A 15746-nucleotide genomic window follows, 5' to 3' on the forward strand; every position below is an offset into this window, starting at 1 on the left:
GGCGCGGAAACTGCTACGACAACTCGATGGTCGAGACATTCTTCAAGACCATCAAGTCGGAGCTGATCTGGCCGGTCGCATGGCAATCCCGCCAGCAGGCCGAAATCGCCATCGCCAGATACATCGACGGGTTCTATAACCCCGTCAGGCGGCATTCATCGCTCGGCTTCAAGAGCCCCATCGCCTTCGAGCGAAAGACCAAGCAAGGGAGCTAAACGCTCTCCACAAAAACCGGGCAAGTCCATAGCCCCATCATTGGTGCGGCGACATTAGCAGACGGCTTTCCCAGATAAAAACTTAGGTTGGAGGCGCGAGAGAAAACTCTTCGCGTCTTACGTCAGTCTTGCTGCCGCAAAGGAAGAATTGTGGCCACTTAAGGAAGATTTCAGTGGCAATCCACACATCGGGAAAAAATGGTCGGAGCGAGAGGATTCGAACCTCCGACCCCCTGCTCCCGAAGCAGGTGCGCTACCAGGCTGCGCTACGCTCCGACCGTAGGCGGGCAGTTAACGCGGGCGTCGCGCGAATGCAAGCCCTCAGGCGCGCGGCGGCCACAATCTTTGCAGGATCGTGGATTTCGGCGCGGTCACCGTCTCGGGGCGCAGGCGCGCCGTGGTCGCGGGGCGGTTCGCGCTGACGCCGCGGCTCTCGCGCCAGACGATGTAGATGCCGGAGGCGATGATCACGCCCGCACCCAGAAGGGTCGCGGGGTCCACGCCCTCTCCGAACAGGAACCAGCCATAGGCGGTGGCCCAGAGGATCTGCGAGTACTGCATCGGTGCCACGATGGCGGCCTCTCCGGCGCGATAGGCCAGGATCACCAGGAACCCGCCCGCCAGGCCCAAGGCCGCGATGATCCCGGTCATCGCCAGATGCTGAAGCTCCATGGGCTGATAGCTGATCGACAGCGCCGCACCCGTCGCGAAGAAGTTGCCCAGCATCGGCCACATCAGCAGCACCATCGGCCGCTCGGCTCGACCGAGACGGCGGATGATGACCGCGGCGACCGCGCTGGCGACCGCGCCCGCCATGGCCGCGGCATGCCCCAGCTGCAGGTCCTGCCCGCCGGGGCGCAGCACGATCAGCACGCCCGACAGGCCCACCACCACCGCCGCCCACCGGTGCCATCCCACGCGTTCCCCCAGAAGCGGGATTGACAGGATGGTGATCAGCAGCGGCGTCGTGAACAGGATCGCATAGACCTGCGCCAGGGGCAGGGTCGAGAACGCGAAGAACCCCGCCGCCCCCGCGATGACCGCGCAGACGGTGCGCAGCGCCACCCAGCCCGGATTGACCGGGCGCAGCGTGCCGGGATGGGGGTCGCGCATCAGCACGATGCTGACCAGCGGGAATGACAGGAGCGAGGCGAAGAACAGGATCTGCAGTGCCGGATAGGTGGCGCCCAGGGATTTGATCACCACGTCATGCGTCGCATAGAGGCCCATCGCCGCCAGTTGCAGCAACGCGCCCCTGACATTGCCCGTCAGCGCCAATCAGGCCTCCAGCGCGGCGACGATGGCGTCGCCCATCTGCGCGGTGCTGACCGGGGTGCCGCCCTCGGGGCCCATCAGGTCGGCGGTGCGGACGCCTTGGGCCAGCACGCGTTCCACCGCGGCCTCCAGCTGATCGGCCGCCGCGCCTTCGCCGAAGGAGTAGCGCAGCGCCATCGCAAAGCTGAGGATGCAGGCGATCGGGTTGGCCTTGCCTTGACCGGCGATGTCGGGGGCCGATCCGTGGACGGGCTCATACAGCGCCTTGGGCCGCCCGCCGGCCGTCGCCGCGCCGAGCGAGGCGGAGGGCAGCATGCCCAGGGACCCGGTCAGCATCGCCGCCGCATCCGACAGGATGTCGCCGAACAGGTTGTCCGTGACAATCACGTCGAACTGGCGCGGCGCACGCACCAGCTGCATCGCGCCGTTGTCGGCATACATGTGCGACAGCTCCACGTCGGGGTATTCGTTGTCATGCACCCACTGGACCTCCTCGCGCCACAGGATGCCCGATTCCATGACGTTGGCCTTTTCCATCGAACAGACCTTGTTGCCGCGGGCGCGGGCCAGCTCGAAGGCCGACCGGGCGACGCGGCGGATCTCTCCGCTGGTGTAGCGCTGGGTGTTGATGCCGACGCGGCCGCCCTCGTTGGCGGGATTGTTGTCGTCGGAATGGATGCCGCGCGGCTCTCCGAAATAGACGCCCGAGGTCAGCTCGCGCACGATCAGGATGTCGAGCCCCGCCACCACCTCGCGCTTGAGCGAGGAGAAGTCGGCCAGCGCGTCAAAGCACTGCGCCGGGCGCAGGTTGGCGAACAGGTCCATCTCCTTGCGCAGGCGCAGCAGGCCGCGTTCGGGTTTGACGCTGAAGTCCAGCACGTCGTATTTCGGGCCGCCCACCGCGCCCAGCAGGACCGCGTCCACCGCCTGCGCCTCGGCCATGGTGGCATCCGTCAGGGGGGTGCCATGCGCGTCGTAGGACGCCCCGCCCACCAGCCCGTGACGCACGTCGAAGGCCATGCCGCGGTTGGCGCGGAACCAGTCGATCACCTTGACCACCTCGGCCATGACCTCGGGACCGATCCCGTCTCCGGGCAGGATGAGAAGCGAATAGGCGTCGGACATGATCCCTCCAGTCAGAGGCCCGCAGACAGGGCGCGCGGGCTGCCGGACCGGGTTAGACCCCCCCTGCCGCGGGGTCAAGATTGGCCGCGCCGCCGATGCGGCCCCGATCCCGCACGGGGCGCTCACGACAGTTTGCCTTGCACCCGCCGCGCCTTGCGCCGACCCTGCGCGCCTGATGCGGAAGCAAAGGATCGACCCATGACGACTTGGACCCCCCGGATCGCCGCCCCCCTGCTGGTCGCGGCCATGGGCACGCTGGCCCTGATCGGCCCGGCTGCGGCGCAGGGGCCTGACGGCGTTCCCGGCGACCGCCTCGTGGTGCCGCTGCCCGACCTGTCGGGCCTGGACGATGGTCAGGCGCAGGAGCTGGCCCGGCGTCTGGCCCGGGCCGGGCTGGTGACGGCGGAATGCCCCGCCTATGACGTCAGCGACCCCGAATGGCAGCTGCTAACCGGCAGCACGGATGCGGTGATGAAGGTCCTGGGCGTCGATGCGGTGACCTTCGACCGCGACTATGTGCGACCCGAATTCGCGGCCTTCTCGGAATCCGATGCCTGCGACCGGCTGGGCCCCGACGTGGCCGTCCTGATCACCGAACTGGAGGAGCGGGGCGGCAGCGCGCAGCCCGTGACGCCCGAACCCGCGACCCCGGAGCCCGCCGCACCGCAGGACCCGGCCACCCCGGACGCCCAGCCCGACGCGGCTGCACCCGCCGAATAGGCGCATCCGCCGACCTGATTGCACATCTTGCAGCTTTCCGCGCCTTGGCCCAGCGTGGCGCCGGGGAACGGAGGGATGTGTCCATGATCAAGGCCGGATTGGTCAGCCTGGTGCTGGCCTATATGCTGTCGCAATTCTATCGGGCCTTTCTGGCCGTGCTATCGCCCGCGCTGCAGGACCAGCTGGGCGCGACGCCCGGCGATCTGGCCCTGTCGTCGGGGCTGTGGTTCATCGCCTTTGCCGCGATGCAGCTGCCGGTGGGCGCGGCGCTGGACCGCTTCGGGCCGCGCCGGACGGTGGCCTGGCTGATGGCGCTGGGCGGTGCCGGGGGGGCGGTGATCTTTGCGCTGGCAGAGGCGCCCTGGCACCTGCATCTGGCGATGACCGCGCTGGGCATCGGCTGCTCTCCGGCGCTGATGGGGCCCTATTACATCTTTGCGCGGGAATATCCGCCGGCGGCCTTCGGGATGCTGGCCGGGGTGCTGGTGGGCTTCGGCTCTCTGGGCAACATCCTGGGCGCATCGCCGCTGGTCTGGGTGATCGAGGCCGCGGGCTGGCGCCAGACGCTCTGGGGGCTGGCGGTGGTGACGCTGATGGTGGCGGCGCTGGTGCTGGGCGCGGTGCGCGACCCGGCGCGGCTGGGGGCGGGGCATCCGCAGGGCTCGATCGGGCAGATCCTGCGCCTGCGCGCGCTTTGGTTCATCCTGCCGCTGTTCGCGGTCAACTATGCCGTGACGGCGGCGATCCGCGGCCTCTGGGCGGCCCCCTGGCTGGAGCAGGTGCATGGCGCCGATGCGGCCCAGATCGGGCGGGTGACGCTGGCCATGGGTCTGGCCATGGTTGCGGGCAGCTTTGCCGTGGGCCCCGCCGCGCGGCTGGCGGGCAGCGCGCGCCGCGCCACGATGATCTTCTCGGCGGTGATGATCGTGACGCTCTCGGCCATGTGGCTGGCCCCGGCCCTGCCGCTGGCCGCGGTCACGGCGCTGCTGGTGGTCCTGGGCTTCTTCGGGTCGGCCTATCCGCTGCTGATGGCGCATGGGCGGTCGTTCCTGCCCCCGCATCTGGTGGGGCGCGGCATGACATTCCTCAACATGATGTCGATCGGCGGCGTGGGGGTGATGCAGTTCGCCTCGCGCCCGGTCTATGCCGCAGCGCAGGGCGCCTATCCCCCCGCGCAGGCCTTCGCTATGCTGTGGCTGTTCTTCCTAATCCCGATGACGATCGGGTTCCTGCTGTATTTCCTGACGCCCGAGGCCGCCGCCCATGCCCCCGACCCAAAGTGACCCGCTGATCGTCGCACCGAACCTGAAACGCCGCCTGTCGGGCGTCACGGCGACGGTGGTGCGGCTGATCCCGGTCCAGGCGCGCATGATCGACATCCGCGCGACCGGCCCCGGCCTGCCCGCGGACGTGCCGCACATCCCGCTGTGGCGCGCGGCCACCCTGCCCCGCGACCGCTGGCGGGTCTGGCACGCGCGCCGCAACACGGAAATGGCCCTGGGCCTGATCCTGCGCCGCATCCTGCGCCGGAGATACCGGCTGCTGTTCACCTCGGCCGCGCAGCGCAGGCATACCGGCTTCACCCGCTGGCTGATCCGGCAGCAGGATGCGCTGATCGCGACCTCGCCCCAGGCCGCCAGCTATCTGGAACGTCCCGCGACCGTCATCCTGCATGGCGTGGACACGGACGTGTTCCACCCCGCCCCCGACCGCGCCGCCCTGCGCGCGCGCCTGGGTCTGGACCCGGATGCGGTGCTGATCGGCTGCTTCGGGCGCGTTCGCGCGCAGAAGGGGGTCGATCTGCTGGTCCAGGCGGGGCTGGAGCTGCTGCCCACCCGCCCGCGGGCGCAGATCATCTTCACCGGCCGCATCACCCCCGACAACCGCGCCTTTGCCGACGACCTTCAGGCGCGCATCCGCGCCGCCGGGCTGGAGAACCGCATCCGCTTTCTGGGAGAGCTGCCTTGGGAGCAGGTCGTCGCGCATTACCAGGCGCTGGACCTCTTCGCCGCCCCCGCCCGGTGGGAGGGGTTCGGCCTGACGCCGCTGGAGGCCGCGGCCTGCGCCGTCCCCACCGTCGCCGCCCGCGTCGGCGCCTATGAGGCACTGATCCGCGACGGAGAGACCGGCAGCCTGGTCCCCAAGGACGACGCGCCCGCCCTGACCGCCGCGCTGGCGCGCTGGCTGGACGACGATGCGGGGCGTGCCGCCGCCGGACAGGCCGCCCGCGCCCATGTCGCCGCGAACCACGCCATCGCGGGCGAGGCCCAGGCCATCACCGCCGTCTATCGGTCGCTTCTGTGAACCGGCTGGCCTTCACCGCCGCCCGGCTGATGCGCCGCGAGGGGCCGCTGGCCGCGCTGTCGGTGCCGCAGGCGGCGCTGCTGTCGGACCTCAGGGGCCAGCAGGTCGCGCTGATCGGCAATGCCCGCGCGCTGGCTGCGCAGGGGCATGGGCCACAGATCGACGCCGCCGACTGCGTCATCCGCATCAACCGCGCGCCGATGCCCGGCGCGGCCAGCCACGGCACGCGCACCGACTGGCTGGCGCTGGCCACGCGCCTGCCGGATGCCGACAGGGCGCGGCTGAAGCCCGGCCGCATCCTGTGGATGTCGCCCAAGCGCAAGCGGCTGGACTGGGACAGCGCGTCCGGCCCCGGCTTCTACCTGCATCCGCTGGCCGATATCGAGACGCTGGCGGGTAGGCTGGGCGCGCCGCCCACCACGGGGGCCATGATGATCGACCTGCTCCTGCGCAGCGACCTGGCCGGCCTGAGCCTCTACGGCTTCGACTTCTTCGCCAGCCTGTCGCTGTCTGGGCGGCGCGCGGCCGCCGATGTGCCGCATGATTTCGCAGCCGAGGCGGCATGGGTCGCCGATCTGTTGCAGCGCGACCACCGTCTGATGCTGATCCGCTAGAGCACCCTTGCGCGGCCTGCGCGCTGTGCAAGGGTGGCGGCTTCCCCGGAACGGGGCACCAAGCAGACAGGGAGAAACCCATGACCACCCTCAAGGCCGCCTTGGCCTCAACGGCGCTGATCTGCGCCACCCCGGCGCTGGCGCAGGATTTCGGCGCCTATGGTTATGACACCATGCGCAGCTTGGCGCTGGATTATCCGGGCCGCTTCACCGGCGCGCCGGACAGCGGCACGACCTTCTTCAGCGCGGTGGAATACATGCGCGGGCGGCTGTCCTTCGGCGGCAACACGGTCACGCGGCAGGACTTCACCGCCATCAACCGCCGCACGGGCGCGACCCTGGGTCCGTCGCAGAACCTGGTCGTGTCGATGCCGGGCGCGGATGGCCGCTTCCTGGTCGTGGGCGCGCATTTCGACAGCGCGGGCGACTTCCCCGACCTGCAGGGCGTGGACGACAACGCATCCGGCGCGGGGGTGCTGACCGAGCTGGCGGCCCATATGGCGGGGCTGGAGACCGACATGGGGCTGGAATTCGTGGCCTTCGGCGCCGAGGAGGTCGGCCTGCAGGGGGCCTATTATTACGTCGAGACCCTGGGCGATCGCCGCGACGACATGGCGGGCATGATCAACATCGACAGCCTGATCACCGGCGACTTCATGTATGCCCATGCCGGGACCGAATATCTGCAGGACCCGGCGCTTCTGTCGCTGTGGACCCGCGCGCATGACATCGCGCGCGATCTGGGCATCGACCTGCGCAGCAATCCGGGTCGCAACCCGGACTATCCGATCAACACCGGCTGCTGTTCGGACGCGGGCGCGTTCGAAGGCTACGGCATCCCGATCCTGTGGCTGGAGGCGACCAACTGGGAGCTGGGTGCCCTGGACGGCTATACCCAGACCGACAATCCGCTGATCCCCGGCGGCGCGACCTGGCACGATCCGGTCGAGGACAACTGGGACTTCCTGCTGGCGGCCCTGGGGCCTGAGCGGTTCGAGCAGCGCATGCGCGACTATGCCCGCATCCTGACCCGCCTGCTGGTCGAGGAGACCGGCGCCGACCTGATCGCCTCGTCGCAGGACGCGGCCCTGTCGGCGGCGCAGATCGCCGACCTGGCCACACGTCAGCAGGCCGACCTGGCCGCGCTGTCGCTGCGCGCGACCCGCGACAGGCTGGCCGCGGACGCGCCCATCGGGCAGATCACCCCGTCGGTCGCGGTGCAGACCCTGGCCACGCCGGACAGCAGCACGACCTTCGGCCGGGACGGCGGGGCGGCGCTGATGGCACGGGCCGGGGCGGCCTATCAGGCGGCGCCGGGCCTGTCGCTCGGCGGCCATCTGGCCTATGCGCGCACCGGCGACGACCTGCGCAGCGGCGACGATCTGGAATCCACCGGGCTGCAGCTGTCGCTGGATGCTGCCTACAGCCTGAACGACGATTGGGTCGTGGGCGCGGTCAGCTGGGGCAAGTCCGACCTGGAGGGCACGCGCGACTTCGTGCTGCGCTCGGGCCTGGGCGCGACCATCGTCGAACGCGACTTCGACTGGTCCACGAACGCCTATACCCTGGGCGCGCGGGTGCAGGCCGGGCGTGACTTTGCCACGGCCACCGGCGTGACCTATGGCCCGGTCGTGGGGCTGGATTACAGCCGCACGCGGATCGGCGGCTTCTCCGAAGGGTCGGGCGACCGCCGCGCGGTGACCTATGCCGGGCAGGCCATCGAGAGCCTGGAGGTCCAGCTGGGCGGCCGCGTCGGCACCGACCTGGCCGTGGCCGGGCGCAGCGTGTCGCTGTCGGCGCAGGGCGCGCTGGTCCATGACCTGGCCGAAGGCGCCCCCTCGCGCATCCGCGTGACCGACGGGACGGGCACCGACCGGCAGGTGACGCTGGACGGGCAGGACCGCAACTTCGTCCGCGTGGGCGTCTCGGCCAGCACGGCGCTGTCGGAGCAGGCCGATGCCTGGGTGACGCTGGACAGCCGCATCGGCCATGACGCGGGCTCTCAGGCGACGCTTGGCGCGGGTCTGTGCCTGCGCTTCTGAGGCATGCCTCCGCGCGCCCGGCCCATCGGGCGCGCTTCTCCGCGGCGGGGCGGTTCCGCCGGGCCCTGCGGCCTGTGACCGCCCCGCCGCAGCCCCGCCGTTCCAAGGGGCCGGCCTGCAACGCATGCTGGCGTCGGACGCGGTTTCGCGCTAGAGGCCCCGGACCGCAGGAAAAGGAGTCCCCCCGAAATGGGTTACAAAGTCGTCGTCGCCGGCGCCACGGGCAATGTGGGCCGCGAAATGCTGAATATCCTGGACGAACGCCAGTTCCCCGTGGACGAGATTGCCGTGCTGGCATCGCGCCGCAGCCAGGGCACCGAGGTCAGCTTTGGCGACAAGACTTTGAAGATCAAGGACATCGAGCAGTTCGACTGGACCGGTTGGGACATCGCGCTGTTCGCCATCGGGTCGGACGCCACCAAGATCCACGCCCCCAAGGCCGCGGCCGCGGGCTGCGTGGTGATCGACAACTCGTCGCTCTATCGCTACGACGCGGACGTGCCGCTGATCGTGCCCGAGGTGAACCCGGACGCCATCCACGGCTATGCCAAGAAGAACATCATCGCCAACCCCAACTGCTCGACCGCGCAGATGGTCGTCGCGCTCAAGCCCCTGCATGACCGCGCCCGCATCAAGCGGGTCGTCGTCTCGACCTATCAGTCGGTCAGCGGCGCGGGCAAGGAAGGCATGGACGAGCTGTGGGACCAGACCAAGGGCCTCTATGTCCCCGGTCAGGAGAAGGAACCCAAGAAGTTCCAGAAGCAGATCGCCTTCAACGTGATTCCCCAGATCGACGTCTTCATGGAAGACGGCACGACCAAGGAGGAATGGAAGATGGTGGTCGAGACCAAGAAGATCATGGACCCGTCCATCAAGGTCACCGCGACCTGCGTGCGCGTCCCGGTCTTCGTCGGCCATTCGGAATCGATCAACATCGAGTTCGAGGACTTCCTGGACGAGGACGAGGCCCGCGACATCCTGCGCGAGGCCCCCGGCGTCATGCTCGTCGACAAGCGCGAGCCCGGCGGCTACATCACGCCGATCGAATGCGTGGGTGAATACGCCACCTATGTCAGCCGCATCCGCCAGGACGGCACCGTCGAGAACGGCCTGAACCTGTGGTGCGTCAGCGACAACCTGCGCAAGGGCGCGGCGCTGAATGCGGTGCAGATCGCCGAGCTGCTGGGCAACCGCGTCCTGAAGAAGGGCTGAGCGGATGTTCGACTGGATCGCGGGGCTGCTTGAGGACGGCGGGGCCTGGGCCATCTTCGCCCTCATGCTGCTGGAGAACGTCTTCCCGCCGATCCCGTCCGAGCTGATCATGCCGCTGGCGGGGTTCAACGCCGCCCGCGGCGGCACGCCCCTGTGGCTGGCCATCCTGGCGGGCGGGGTCGGATCGACCCTGGGGGCGTGGTTCTGGTACATCATCGGGCTGGCCTACGGGCCCGCCCGGATGCGCCGCGTCGTCGTCCGCTATGGCCGCTGGCTGACCCTGACCCCGGGCGAGCTGACCTCGGCCGAGGGCTGGTTCGAGCGTCACGGCGGGGCGGCGGTGTTCTTCGGCCGCTTCCTGCCCACGATCCGCACGCTGATCTCGGTCCCGGCCGGGCTGGCGCAGATGCCGGTGGGGCGGTTCCTGCTGTTCACCGCCATCGGCAGCTTCATCTGGACGGGCGGGCTGGCCATAGCAGGCTATCTCCTGGAGAACGGCTATGAGGCCGTCAGCCACCTGATCGACCCGATCTCCACCGCCATCGTGCTGGGCTTCGTCGCGCTTTACGTGTGGCGGGTGATCCGCTGGCGGCCCGACGCCTGAGGGCGAGGGCCGCGGGCCGATCTCAGATCGACACCCACCGGCGGCCGCCATCCTCGGCCTGCAGCAGCGTGCCCTCGCTGATGTCGTGCAGCAGGCCGTGCAGCGACATCTCCCCGGCCTCGACCGCGCTGCGCACGAAGGGGAAGGTCAGCAGGTTCTCGATCGAGACCAGGACCGCCTCGCGTTCCAGCGCGCCCACCTGATCGACCGGGTCCAGGTCCTTCACCCGCTCATAGCCCGGGCGCAGGATGTCCATCCAGCGGCCGACGAAGCTGGTCTTCTCCTCCAGCTCGGGGGCCGCGCCCGAACACATCGCGTGGCATCCCGCCACGCCGCCGCAGCGGGTGTGGCCCACCACGATCAGATGCGACACTTTCAGCGCGGTCACCGCATATTCCACCGCGGCCGAGGTGCCGTGCTGCAACCCGTCGGGCGCATAGGGCGGCACCAGGTTCGCGATGTTGCGATGGATGAAGAACTCGCCCGAATCGGCGCCGAAGATGCTGGTGACATGCACGCGGCTGTCGCAGCACGAGATGACCATGGCACGCGGGCGCTGGCCCTCGTTGGCCAGGCGGCGAAACCAGGCGGCGTTCTCGGAATAGGACGTCGCCTTCCAGCCGTGGTACCGCTTGGTCAGGTATTGCGGCAGCGGAGACAGGTTGTGCATCGGAACCTCGCTTTCGTTCCCGCGTGATAGGCCGGGTTTAGGACAAATTCGAGCCTTTTCTTGATCCGACCTCAAGGCTTTCTTCACCGCTTGCGCCGCATGGTCGCCTGGTGCGGGGACAGATCCCTTCGGAGGTGCGGATGGCACAAATATCGGCTTTGGCCGTATCAGAGGCGGTTCGCGTGGACAGCCGCCGCGTGGCCGAGATCGTGGCCGAACTGGGAGAGACGGCGGCGCAGCACGTGATCGGCCTCGCGCTGGAGCAACTGGCCACGGCGCTGGCGGCGGTCGATCAGGCGCTGGATCAGGCCGACCGGGCGCAGGCGGTGGCCCATGCCGAACGCATCTCGCGCCTGGCCTGGCAGATCGGGCTGCTGTCGCTGGCGGGCGTGGCGATGGACCTGGGCAGCGCGGCCGAACGGGGCGACATGCCCGCGCTGGCCGCGATCCGCTCGCGGCTGATGCGGGTCGGCAACCGCTCGCTGACCGCGATCTGGGACCGGACCGCGCTGGCCTGACCGCCCGCGGGTTTCTGCACGATGTGCATCACCCCGGTTGCGGCCGCCGGGCGCGGTCCTTAGGCTGGCGGTCCAACTGCCAAGGATCTGCCCATGACACCGGATTTCGCCCCCGCATCGGATGCCGCATTGCCGCTCTGGCTGGTCTGGGCGGGCGATCCGCTGCCCGAGGACGCGGGCGGCTGGCCCGCCGCCTGCGGTTTCGCGGGCAAGGCCGGCCAGATCTGCCTGCTGCCCGATGCCGAGGGCGGGCTGCGCGGCGCGCTGATGGGGCTGGGCAGCCGGACCGACGCGGCGCGCGACCGCTTTCCGCTGGCCCGCGCCCACGCGCTGCCCCAAGGCGACTGGCGGCTGGCCGCCCTGCCGCAGGGGCTGGACCCCGCCCGCCTGGCCTTGGGCTGGCTCTTGGGTCAGTACCGCTTCACCCGCTACAAGGGCGCGCCGTCGCAGGGACCGCGGCTGGTCTGCCCGGAGGGGGTCGATGCCGCCCGCCTGCGCGCCATCGCCGGGGGCGAGTTCCTGACCCGCGACCTGATCAACACCCCGGCCAGCGATCTGGGCCCCGACCGGCTGGAGGCCGCCGCCCGCGCCCTGGCCAACGACTTGGGCGCGCGGATCGAGGTCATCTGCGGCGCGCAGCTCCTGAAGCAGAACTTTCCGCTGATCCACGCGGTCGGCCGCGCCTCGGCCATCGAGCCGCGGCTGATCGACATCCGCCTCGGCGACAGCGGCCCGATGCTGACCATCGTCGGCAAGGGCGTCTGCTTCGACACGGGCGGTCTGAACCTCAAGCCCGGCGCGTCGATGGGGCTGATGAAGAAGGACATGGGCGGGGCGGCGACCGCGCTCGGCCTTCTGTCGATGCTGGCGCGCAGCGGCGACGCCGCGGGCCTCCGCCTGCGCGTGCTGATCCCCGCGGTCGAGAACAGCGTCGCGGGCAACGCCTTCCGCCCCGGCGACATCCTCTCCAGCCGCAAGGGCCTGTCGGTCGAGGTGAACAACACCGACGCCGAGGGCCGCCTGGTCCTGGCCGATGCCATGACCCATGCCGCCGAGGAGGAGCCGGACCTGATGATCACCCTGGCCACGCTGACCGGGGCTGCGCGGGTGGCGCTCGGCCCCGACCTGCCGCCGCTCTACTGCGACGACGACGCGACCGCGACGGCCATCCAGGACGCGGGCATGGCGGTGGGCGATCCGCTGTGGCGCATGCCCTTCTGGGACGGCTACGAGCCGCAGATCGAACCGGGCATCGCCGATCTAGACAATGCGCCCGCGGGCGGGATGGCCGGGTCCATCACCGCGGCGCTGTTCCTGCGCCGGTTCGCCCAGGGCGCGGGCCGCTATGCGCATCTGGACATCTACGGCTGGCAGCCGGTGGCCGCGCCGGGCCGGCCCAAGGGCGGCGTGGGGCAGGGCGCCCGCGCCATCCTGGCCGCGCTGCCGCAGATCCTGGTGCGCTGATGGACCGCCGCCTGACCCCCGCCACCGACCGCGTCGCGCTTGAGAGCCTGCGCGGCCTCCTGGACCGCCCCGCCTACACGGCCGGAGAGCCCGCGCGCCTTGCCGCGCCGCTGGCCGACCTGCTGACCGCGCCCGACGGCCGCCGCGACCGGCAGGTGATCTTCGGCGCCGACCTGACCGTGATCGAGACGCACGGCGACATGGCCTTCGTGCAGGCCGCGCTGGACGGCTATTGCGGCTGGCTGCCCGCCGCGGCGCTGACCCGCGACCTTCCGCCCGTCACCCATCGCGTGACCGCGCCCGCCACCCATGTCTATGCGGAGCCCGACATGAAGCGCCCCGAGACCGCGCTGCTGACCATGGGCGCGCGCCTGTCGGTGGCGGCGGTCCAGGGTCGCTTCGCGCGGCTGGCGGGCGGGGGCTGGGTGCCGGTCCAGCATATCGGCGACCGGCCGGCCTCCGATCCCGGCGCGGTGGCCGAAAGCCTCCTGGGCACGCCCTATCTCTGGGGCGGCAACAGCCGGTCGGGCATCGACTGCTCGGGGCTGGCGCAGGTCGCGCTGACCGCCTGCGGCATCGCCTGCCCCGGCGACAGCGACCTTCAGCGCGACGCCTTCCCCGCGACCGACAGCATCGACCGGGGCGACCTGCTGTTCTGGCCGGGCCATGTCGCGCTGGCCCTGTCGCCGGAGCTGATGATCCACGCCACCGCCTGGACCATGAACGTCACGCTTGAACCCATCCGCGACGCGATCGCCCGCATCGACGCGGCGGGCGAAGGCCCGTTCCAGGGCGCGCGCCGCCCTTCTTCTTCATAGAAGTATCCCGGGGGAGTCCCGCAGGGACGGGGGCAGCGCCCCCATCCCGCCCTAGAGGTTGAACACTCGCTCGGGCTGCACCAGCCCGCCCTGATAGCGGCCGATGCAGACCGGGCCCGTGGCGTCGCTGACCCAGACCAGCTCGCCCCATTCCGCGCTGCCGGTCACCTGGCCGGGATTGCCGTTGCGGATGCGGATCGCGCCCTCGGTCGTGGCACGCAGCATCGGCAGATCGGCCAGCCCCGTCTCCAGCGGCAGGATCTGGCCATCCAGCCAGTCCTGCGCCTCGCGGTCCACGCGGTCGAAGGCCACGCCATGCTCGGCCTCGAAGGGTCCGGACCAGGTGCGGCGCAGATGCGCGACATGGCCCAGACAGCCCAGCGCGCGCCCCAGATCCCGCGCGATCGAACGCACATAGCCGCCCTTGCCGCAGACCATCTCCAGCCGCGCCCAGCCCTCGCCCGCCTCCAGCAGCGTCAGGCTGTCCACCCAGAGGGGCCGGGCGACCAGTTCCATCTCGACCCCCTCGCGGGCCAGGTCATAGGCGCGCTCGCCCTCGACCTTGACGGCCGAGAAGGCGGGCGGGACCTGCATGATGTCGCCGGTGAACCCGGCCAGGGCGGCGCGGACCTGATCCTCGCTCGGGCTGGCGTCGGACGTGCGCACCACCGTGCCGGAGGCGTCGTCGGTCGTGGTCTCGGACCCCCAATTCACCACGAAGTCATAGCATTTCAGCGCGTCCGTCACGATCGGCACGGTCTTGGTGGCCTCGCCCAGGGCGACGGCCAGCACGCCGGTCGCATCGGGGTCCAGCGTGCCGGCATGGCCCGCCTTTTTCGCGTCCAGAGCCCATCGCACCTTGGCCACCACCGCGGTCGAATTGACCCCGGCGGGCTTGTCCACGATCAGCCAGCCGTTGACGTCCCGGCCCTTCTTGCGCGCCATGCTCACTCCTGCGAAAACCAAGGGCCGGGGGATAGACCCGCGGCCCGCACGGGTCAACCGTCCTGCTCGACCAGGCCGATGATCGGCCCCATGCTGCGCCCGAAATCCGCCCGCCGCACCGACGGCGCATAAAGCCGCGAGATCGAGCCGTCGAAATAGAGCGCGTCGCGCACGCCCAAGCCGTCGCGGAACAGCCGCCCGAATTCGTGGAACGTCACCGGCCGGCTGGAGATAGCGAACCACGCCGTCCGCCCGTCGGGCGAGACGCCCACGCCGTTGCGGATATAGCGGCTGTCGCTGTCGGGCAGGAACCGCGGATGCAGATCGCCGTCGATGACCAGCATCGGCCCCGATTGCGTGGCCAGCCGACACTCGGGCCGCGTCTCGGCGAAGGCGCGCGATTCGATCACCTGGAAGGGCCGCTCGCCGCCGGTGCAGAAGACGCCGTTGGGCAGCATCCCGAAATTGTCGCGGCTGGCCCCGGTGACGATGGGCGACCGCTCCTCCCCGTCCACGACCAGCAGGCCGACGGGCCGGTAATCGGCATGGAACATGCCCGCATTCATGGCAAAGGACAGCGTCTCGTCGGGACCAAGCGTCCGGCGCACATTGGCGAAATTGCGCAGCGGCGCGCCGTCCGGGCCGTCCTGGAACAGCCGCAGCGCGGGCTCCTGATCGGCCGGCACCTCGCAGAGGACATAGCCCTGCCCGTCATGGTCGATACGCCGGCAATCGGCGGCGGCGGCGGGCAGGGCCATCGCCACCAGCGCGCCCAGGGCCACCGCCAGCAGGCGCGGCAGGTCAGGCGTCATCGCCATCCCGCTCCGGCGCCTCTACGTCGCGGCGCACGCGCTCGTCCTCGAACAGGCGGCGGGTGTCGTCCATGCGGTCGAAGGTCTCGTCCAGCTGGAACCGCAGCTCGGGCGCGAATTTCAGCGTCATGGCCTTGGCGACCAGATGGCGTAGCTCGGGCGTGTTGCGGCGCAGCGCGGCCAGCGCCTCGGGCGCGTCGCGACCGCCCAGGGGCAGCACATAGGCCGTCGCCACCTTGAGGTCGGTGGACATCGACACCTCGGCCACGGTGATCGAGTGGCGGTTCAGATCCGGGTCATGCACATCGGCGCGCGCAAGCACGTCCGACAGGGTGCGGCGGATCAGTTCGCCCACGCGCAGCTGGCGCTGTTTGGGGCCTTGGGAATTGCGGTTCTGTGCCATGCGCC

The 15746-nt window shown here is 70.3% G+C and carries 16 protein-coding genes, 1 tRNA gene and 1 pseudogene; 11 read left to right on the forward strand and 7 right to left on the reverse strand.

The window, feature by feature from the left end; all coding sequences use genetic code 11:
* Nucleotides 1-247: pseudogene (locus AC2SGK_RS11390) on the forward strand (integrase core domain-containing protein); the annotation flags it as partial.
* A 167-nt stretch (nucleotides 248-414) separates the two neighbouring features.
* Here AC2SGK_RS11390 and AC2SGK_RS11395 read toward each other — a convergent pair.
* From AC2SGK_RS11395 to leuB, 3 genes are all read right to left on the reverse strand, one after another.
* Nucleotides 415-491, reverse strand: a tRNA-Pro gene (locus tag AC2SGK_RS11395).
* 45 nt (nucleotides 492-536) lie between these two features.
* On the reverse strand, nucleotides 537-1487 hold the full coding sequence (locus AC2SGK_RS11400; protein ID WP_488323777.1) for a DMT family transporter: 951 nt from the start codon (nucleotides 1485-1487) through the stop codon (nucleotides 537-539).
* A 6-nt stretch (nucleotides 1488-1493) separates the two neighbouring features.
* On the reverse strand, nucleotides 1494-2615 hold the full coding sequence (gene leuB / locus AC2SGK_RS11405) for a 3-isopropylmalate dehydrogenase (RefSeq protein ID WP_488323649.1): 1122 nt from the start codon (nucleotides 2613-2615) through the stop codon (nucleotides 1494-1496).
* Between the two features lie 198 nt (nucleotides 2616-2813).
* On the opposite strand from leuB, the gene AC2SGK_RS11410 reads away from it, so the two are divergent.
* The 7 genes from AC2SGK_RS11410 to AC2SGK_RS11440 all read left to right on the forward strand — a co-directional run bounded on the left by AC2SGK_RS11410 (nucleotide 2814) and on the right by AC2SGK_RS11440 (nucleotide 10111).
* On the forward strand, nucleotides 2814-3335 hold the full coding sequence (locus tag AC2SGK_RS11410; RefSeq protein ID WP_488323650.1) for a hypothetical protein: 522 nt from the start codon (nucleotides 2814-2816) through the stop codon (nucleotides 3333-3335).
* An 83-nt stretch (nucleotides 3336-3418) separates the two neighbouring features.
* Complete coding sequence (locus AC2SGK_RS11415; protein ID WP_488323651.1) at nucleotides 3419-4618, forward strand: MFS transporter; 1200 nt, start codon at nucleotides 3419-3421, stop codon at nucleotides 4616-4618.
* Complete coding sequence (locus AC2SGK_RS11420; RefSeq protein WP_488323652.1) at nucleotides 4599-5639, forward strand: glycosyltransferase family 4 protein; 1041 nt, start codon at nucleotides 4599-4601, stop codon at nucleotides 5637-5639. Before AC2SGK_RS11415 ends, AC2SGK_RS11420 begins: the two co-directional genes overlap by 20 nt.
* Complete coding sequence (locus AC2SGK_RS11425; RefSeq protein WP_488323653.1) at nucleotides 5636-6253, forward strand: glycosyltransferase family 29 protein; 618 nt, start codon at nucleotides 5636-5638, stop codon at nucleotides 6251-6253. The genes AC2SGK_RS11420 and AC2SGK_RS11425 overlap by 4 nt, the downstream gene beginning before the upstream one ends.
* An 80-nt stretch (nucleotides 6254-6333) precedes the next feature.
* On the forward strand, nucleotides 6334-8295 hold the full coding sequence (locus AC2SGK_RS11430; protein WP_488323654.1) for an autotransporter domain-containing protein: 1962 nt from the start codon (nucleotides 6334-6336) through the stop codon (nucleotides 8293-8295).
* Between the two features lie 189 nt (nucleotides 8296-8484).
* A complete protein-coding gene (locus AC2SGK_RS11435; RefSeq protein ID WP_488323655.1) occupies nucleotides 8485-9507 on the forward strand; it encodes an aspartate-semialdehyde dehydrogenase in 1023 nt (340 codons plus the stop codon).
* 4 nt (nucleotides 9508-9511) lie between these two features.
* A complete protein-coding gene (locus tag AC2SGK_RS11440; RefSeq protein WP_488323656.1) occupies nucleotides 9512-10111 on the forward strand; it encodes a DedA family protein in 600 nt (199 codons plus the stop codon).
* 22 nt (nucleotides 10112-10133) lie between these two features.
* Here AC2SGK_RS11440 and AC2SGK_RS11445 read toward each other — a convergent pair whose 3' ends face one another.
* Nucleotides 10134-10781 (reverse strand): carbonic anhydrase, encoded by a 648-nt coding sequence (locus AC2SGK_RS11445; RefSeq protein ID WP_488323657.1) that lies wholly within the window; start codon nucleotides 10779-10781, stop codon nucleotides 10134-10136.
* Between the two features lie 182 nt (nucleotides 10782-10963).
* Between AC2SGK_RS11445 and AC2SGK_RS11450 the strand changes: the two genes are divergently transcribed.
* From AC2SGK_RS11450 to AC2SGK_RS11460, 3 genes are all read left to right on the forward strand, one after another.
* Nucleotides 10964-11299 (forward strand): hypothetical protein, encoded by a 336-nt coding sequence (locus tag AC2SGK_RS11450; RefSeq protein WP_488323658.1) that lies wholly within the window; start codon nucleotides 10964-10966, stop codon nucleotides 11297-11299.
* A gap of 93 nt (nucleotides 11300-11392) precedes the next feature.
* Complete coding sequence (locus AC2SGK_RS11455; protein WP_488323659.1) at nucleotides 11393-12763, forward strand: leucyl aminopeptidase family protein; 1371 nt, start codon at nucleotides 11393-11395, stop codon at nucleotides 12761-12763.
* Nucleotides 12763-13581: a C40 family peptidase gene (locus tag AC2SGK_RS11460; RefSeq protein ID WP_488323660.1), complete on the forward strand. Its 819-nt coding sequence runs from the start codon at nucleotides 12763-12765 to the stop codon at nucleotides 13579-13581. The genes AC2SGK_RS11455 and AC2SGK_RS11460 overlap by 1 nt, the downstream gene beginning before the upstream one ends.
* Before the next feature lie 51 nt (nucleotides 13582-13632).
* On the opposite strand, the gene truB is transcribed toward AC2SGK_RS11460, so the two are convergent.
* Genes truB through rbfA form a run of 3 tightly spaced genes read right to left on the reverse strand, consistent with a single transcriptional unit; the run spans nucleotide 13633 to nucleotide 15741 of the window.
* Nucleotides 13633-14526, reverse strand: coding sequence for a tRNA pseudouridine(55) synthase TruB (gene truB / locus AC2SGK_RS11465; RefSeq protein WP_488323661.1), 894 nt, complete (start codon nucleotides 14524-14526; stop codon nucleotides 13633-13635).
* Nucleotides 14527-14579: 53 nt separating this feature from the next.
* Complete coding sequence (locus tag AC2SGK_RS11470; RefSeq protein WP_488323662.1) at nucleotides 14580-15338, reverse strand: phosphodiester glycosidase family protein; 759 nt, start codon at nucleotides 15336-15338, stop codon at nucleotides 14580-14582.
* Nucleotides 15328-15741 (reverse strand): 30S ribosome-binding factor RbfA, encoded by a 414-nt coding sequence (gene rbfA, locus AC2SGK_RS11475; RefSeq protein ID WP_488323663.1) that lies wholly within the window; start codon nucleotides 15739-15741, stop codon nucleotides 15328-15330. Before rbfA ends, AC2SGK_RS11470 begins: the two co-directional genes overlap by 11 nt.
* Nucleotides 15742-15746 lie beyond the last annotated feature (5 nt).

The sequence above is a fragment of the Paracoccus sp. NIOT.M2S5SZ12 genome, assembly GCF_057748165.1.

What these genes read in the sequence shown, in the direction of transcription:
- AC2SGK_RS11415 (WP_488323651.1), top strand. Translation starts at nt 3,419, where the DNA reads ATGATCAAGGCCGGATTGGTCAGCCTGGTGCTGGCCTATATGCTGTCG.
- leuB (WP_488323649.1), bottom strand. Translation starts at nt 2,615, where the DNA reads ATGTCCGACGCCTATTCGCTTCTCATCCTGCCCGGAGACGGGATCGGT.
- AC2SGK_RS11410 (WP_488323650.1), top strand. Translation starts at nt 2,814, where the DNA reads ATGACGACTTGGACCCCCCGGATCGCCGCCCCCCTGCTGGTCGCGGCC.
- rbfA (WP_488323663.1), bottom strand. Translation starts at nt 15,741, where the DNA reads ATGGCACAGAACCGCAATTCCCAAGGCCCCAAACAGCGCCAGCTGCGC.
- truB (WP_488323661.1), bottom strand. Translation starts at nt 14,526, where the DNA reads ATGGCGCGCAAGAAGGGCCGGGACGTCAACGGCTGGCTGATCGTGGAC.
- AC2SGK_RS11470 (WP_488323662.1), bottom strand. Translation starts at nt 15,338, where the DNA reads ATGACGCCTGACCTGCCGCGCCTGCTGGCGGTGGCCCTGGGCGCGCTG.
- AC2SGK_RS11440 (WP_488323656.1), top strand. Translation starts at nt 9,512, where the DNA reads ATGTTCGACTGGATCGCGGGGCTGCTTGAGGACGGCGGGGCCTGGGCC.
- AC2SGK_RS11435 (WP_488323655.1), top strand. Translation starts at nt 8,485, where the DNA reads ATGGGTTACAAAGTCGTCGTCGCCGGCGCCACGGGCAATGTGGGCCGC.
- AC2SGK_RS11445 (WP_488323657.1), bottom strand. Translation starts at nt 10,781, where the DNA reads ATGCACAACCTGTCTCCGCTGCCGCAATACCTGACCAAGCGGTACCAC.
- AC2SGK_RS11455 (WP_488323659.1), top strand. Translation starts at nt 11,393, where the DNA reads ATGACACCGGATTTCGCCCCCGCATCGGATGCCGCATTGCCGCTCTGG.
- AC2SGK_RS11430 (WP_488323654.1), top strand. Translation starts at nt 6,334, where the DNA reads ATGACCACCCTCAAGGCCGCCTTGGCCTCAACGGCGCTGATCTGCGCC.
- AC2SGK_RS11460 (WP_488323660.1), top strand. Translation starts at nt 12,763, where the DNA reads ATGGACCGCCGCCTGACCCCCGCCACCGACCGCGTCGCGCTTGAGAGC.
- AC2SGK_RS11420 (WP_488323652.1), top strand. Translation starts at nt 4,599, where the DNA reads ATGCCCCCGACCCAAAGTGACCCGCTGATCGTCGCACCGAACCTGAAA.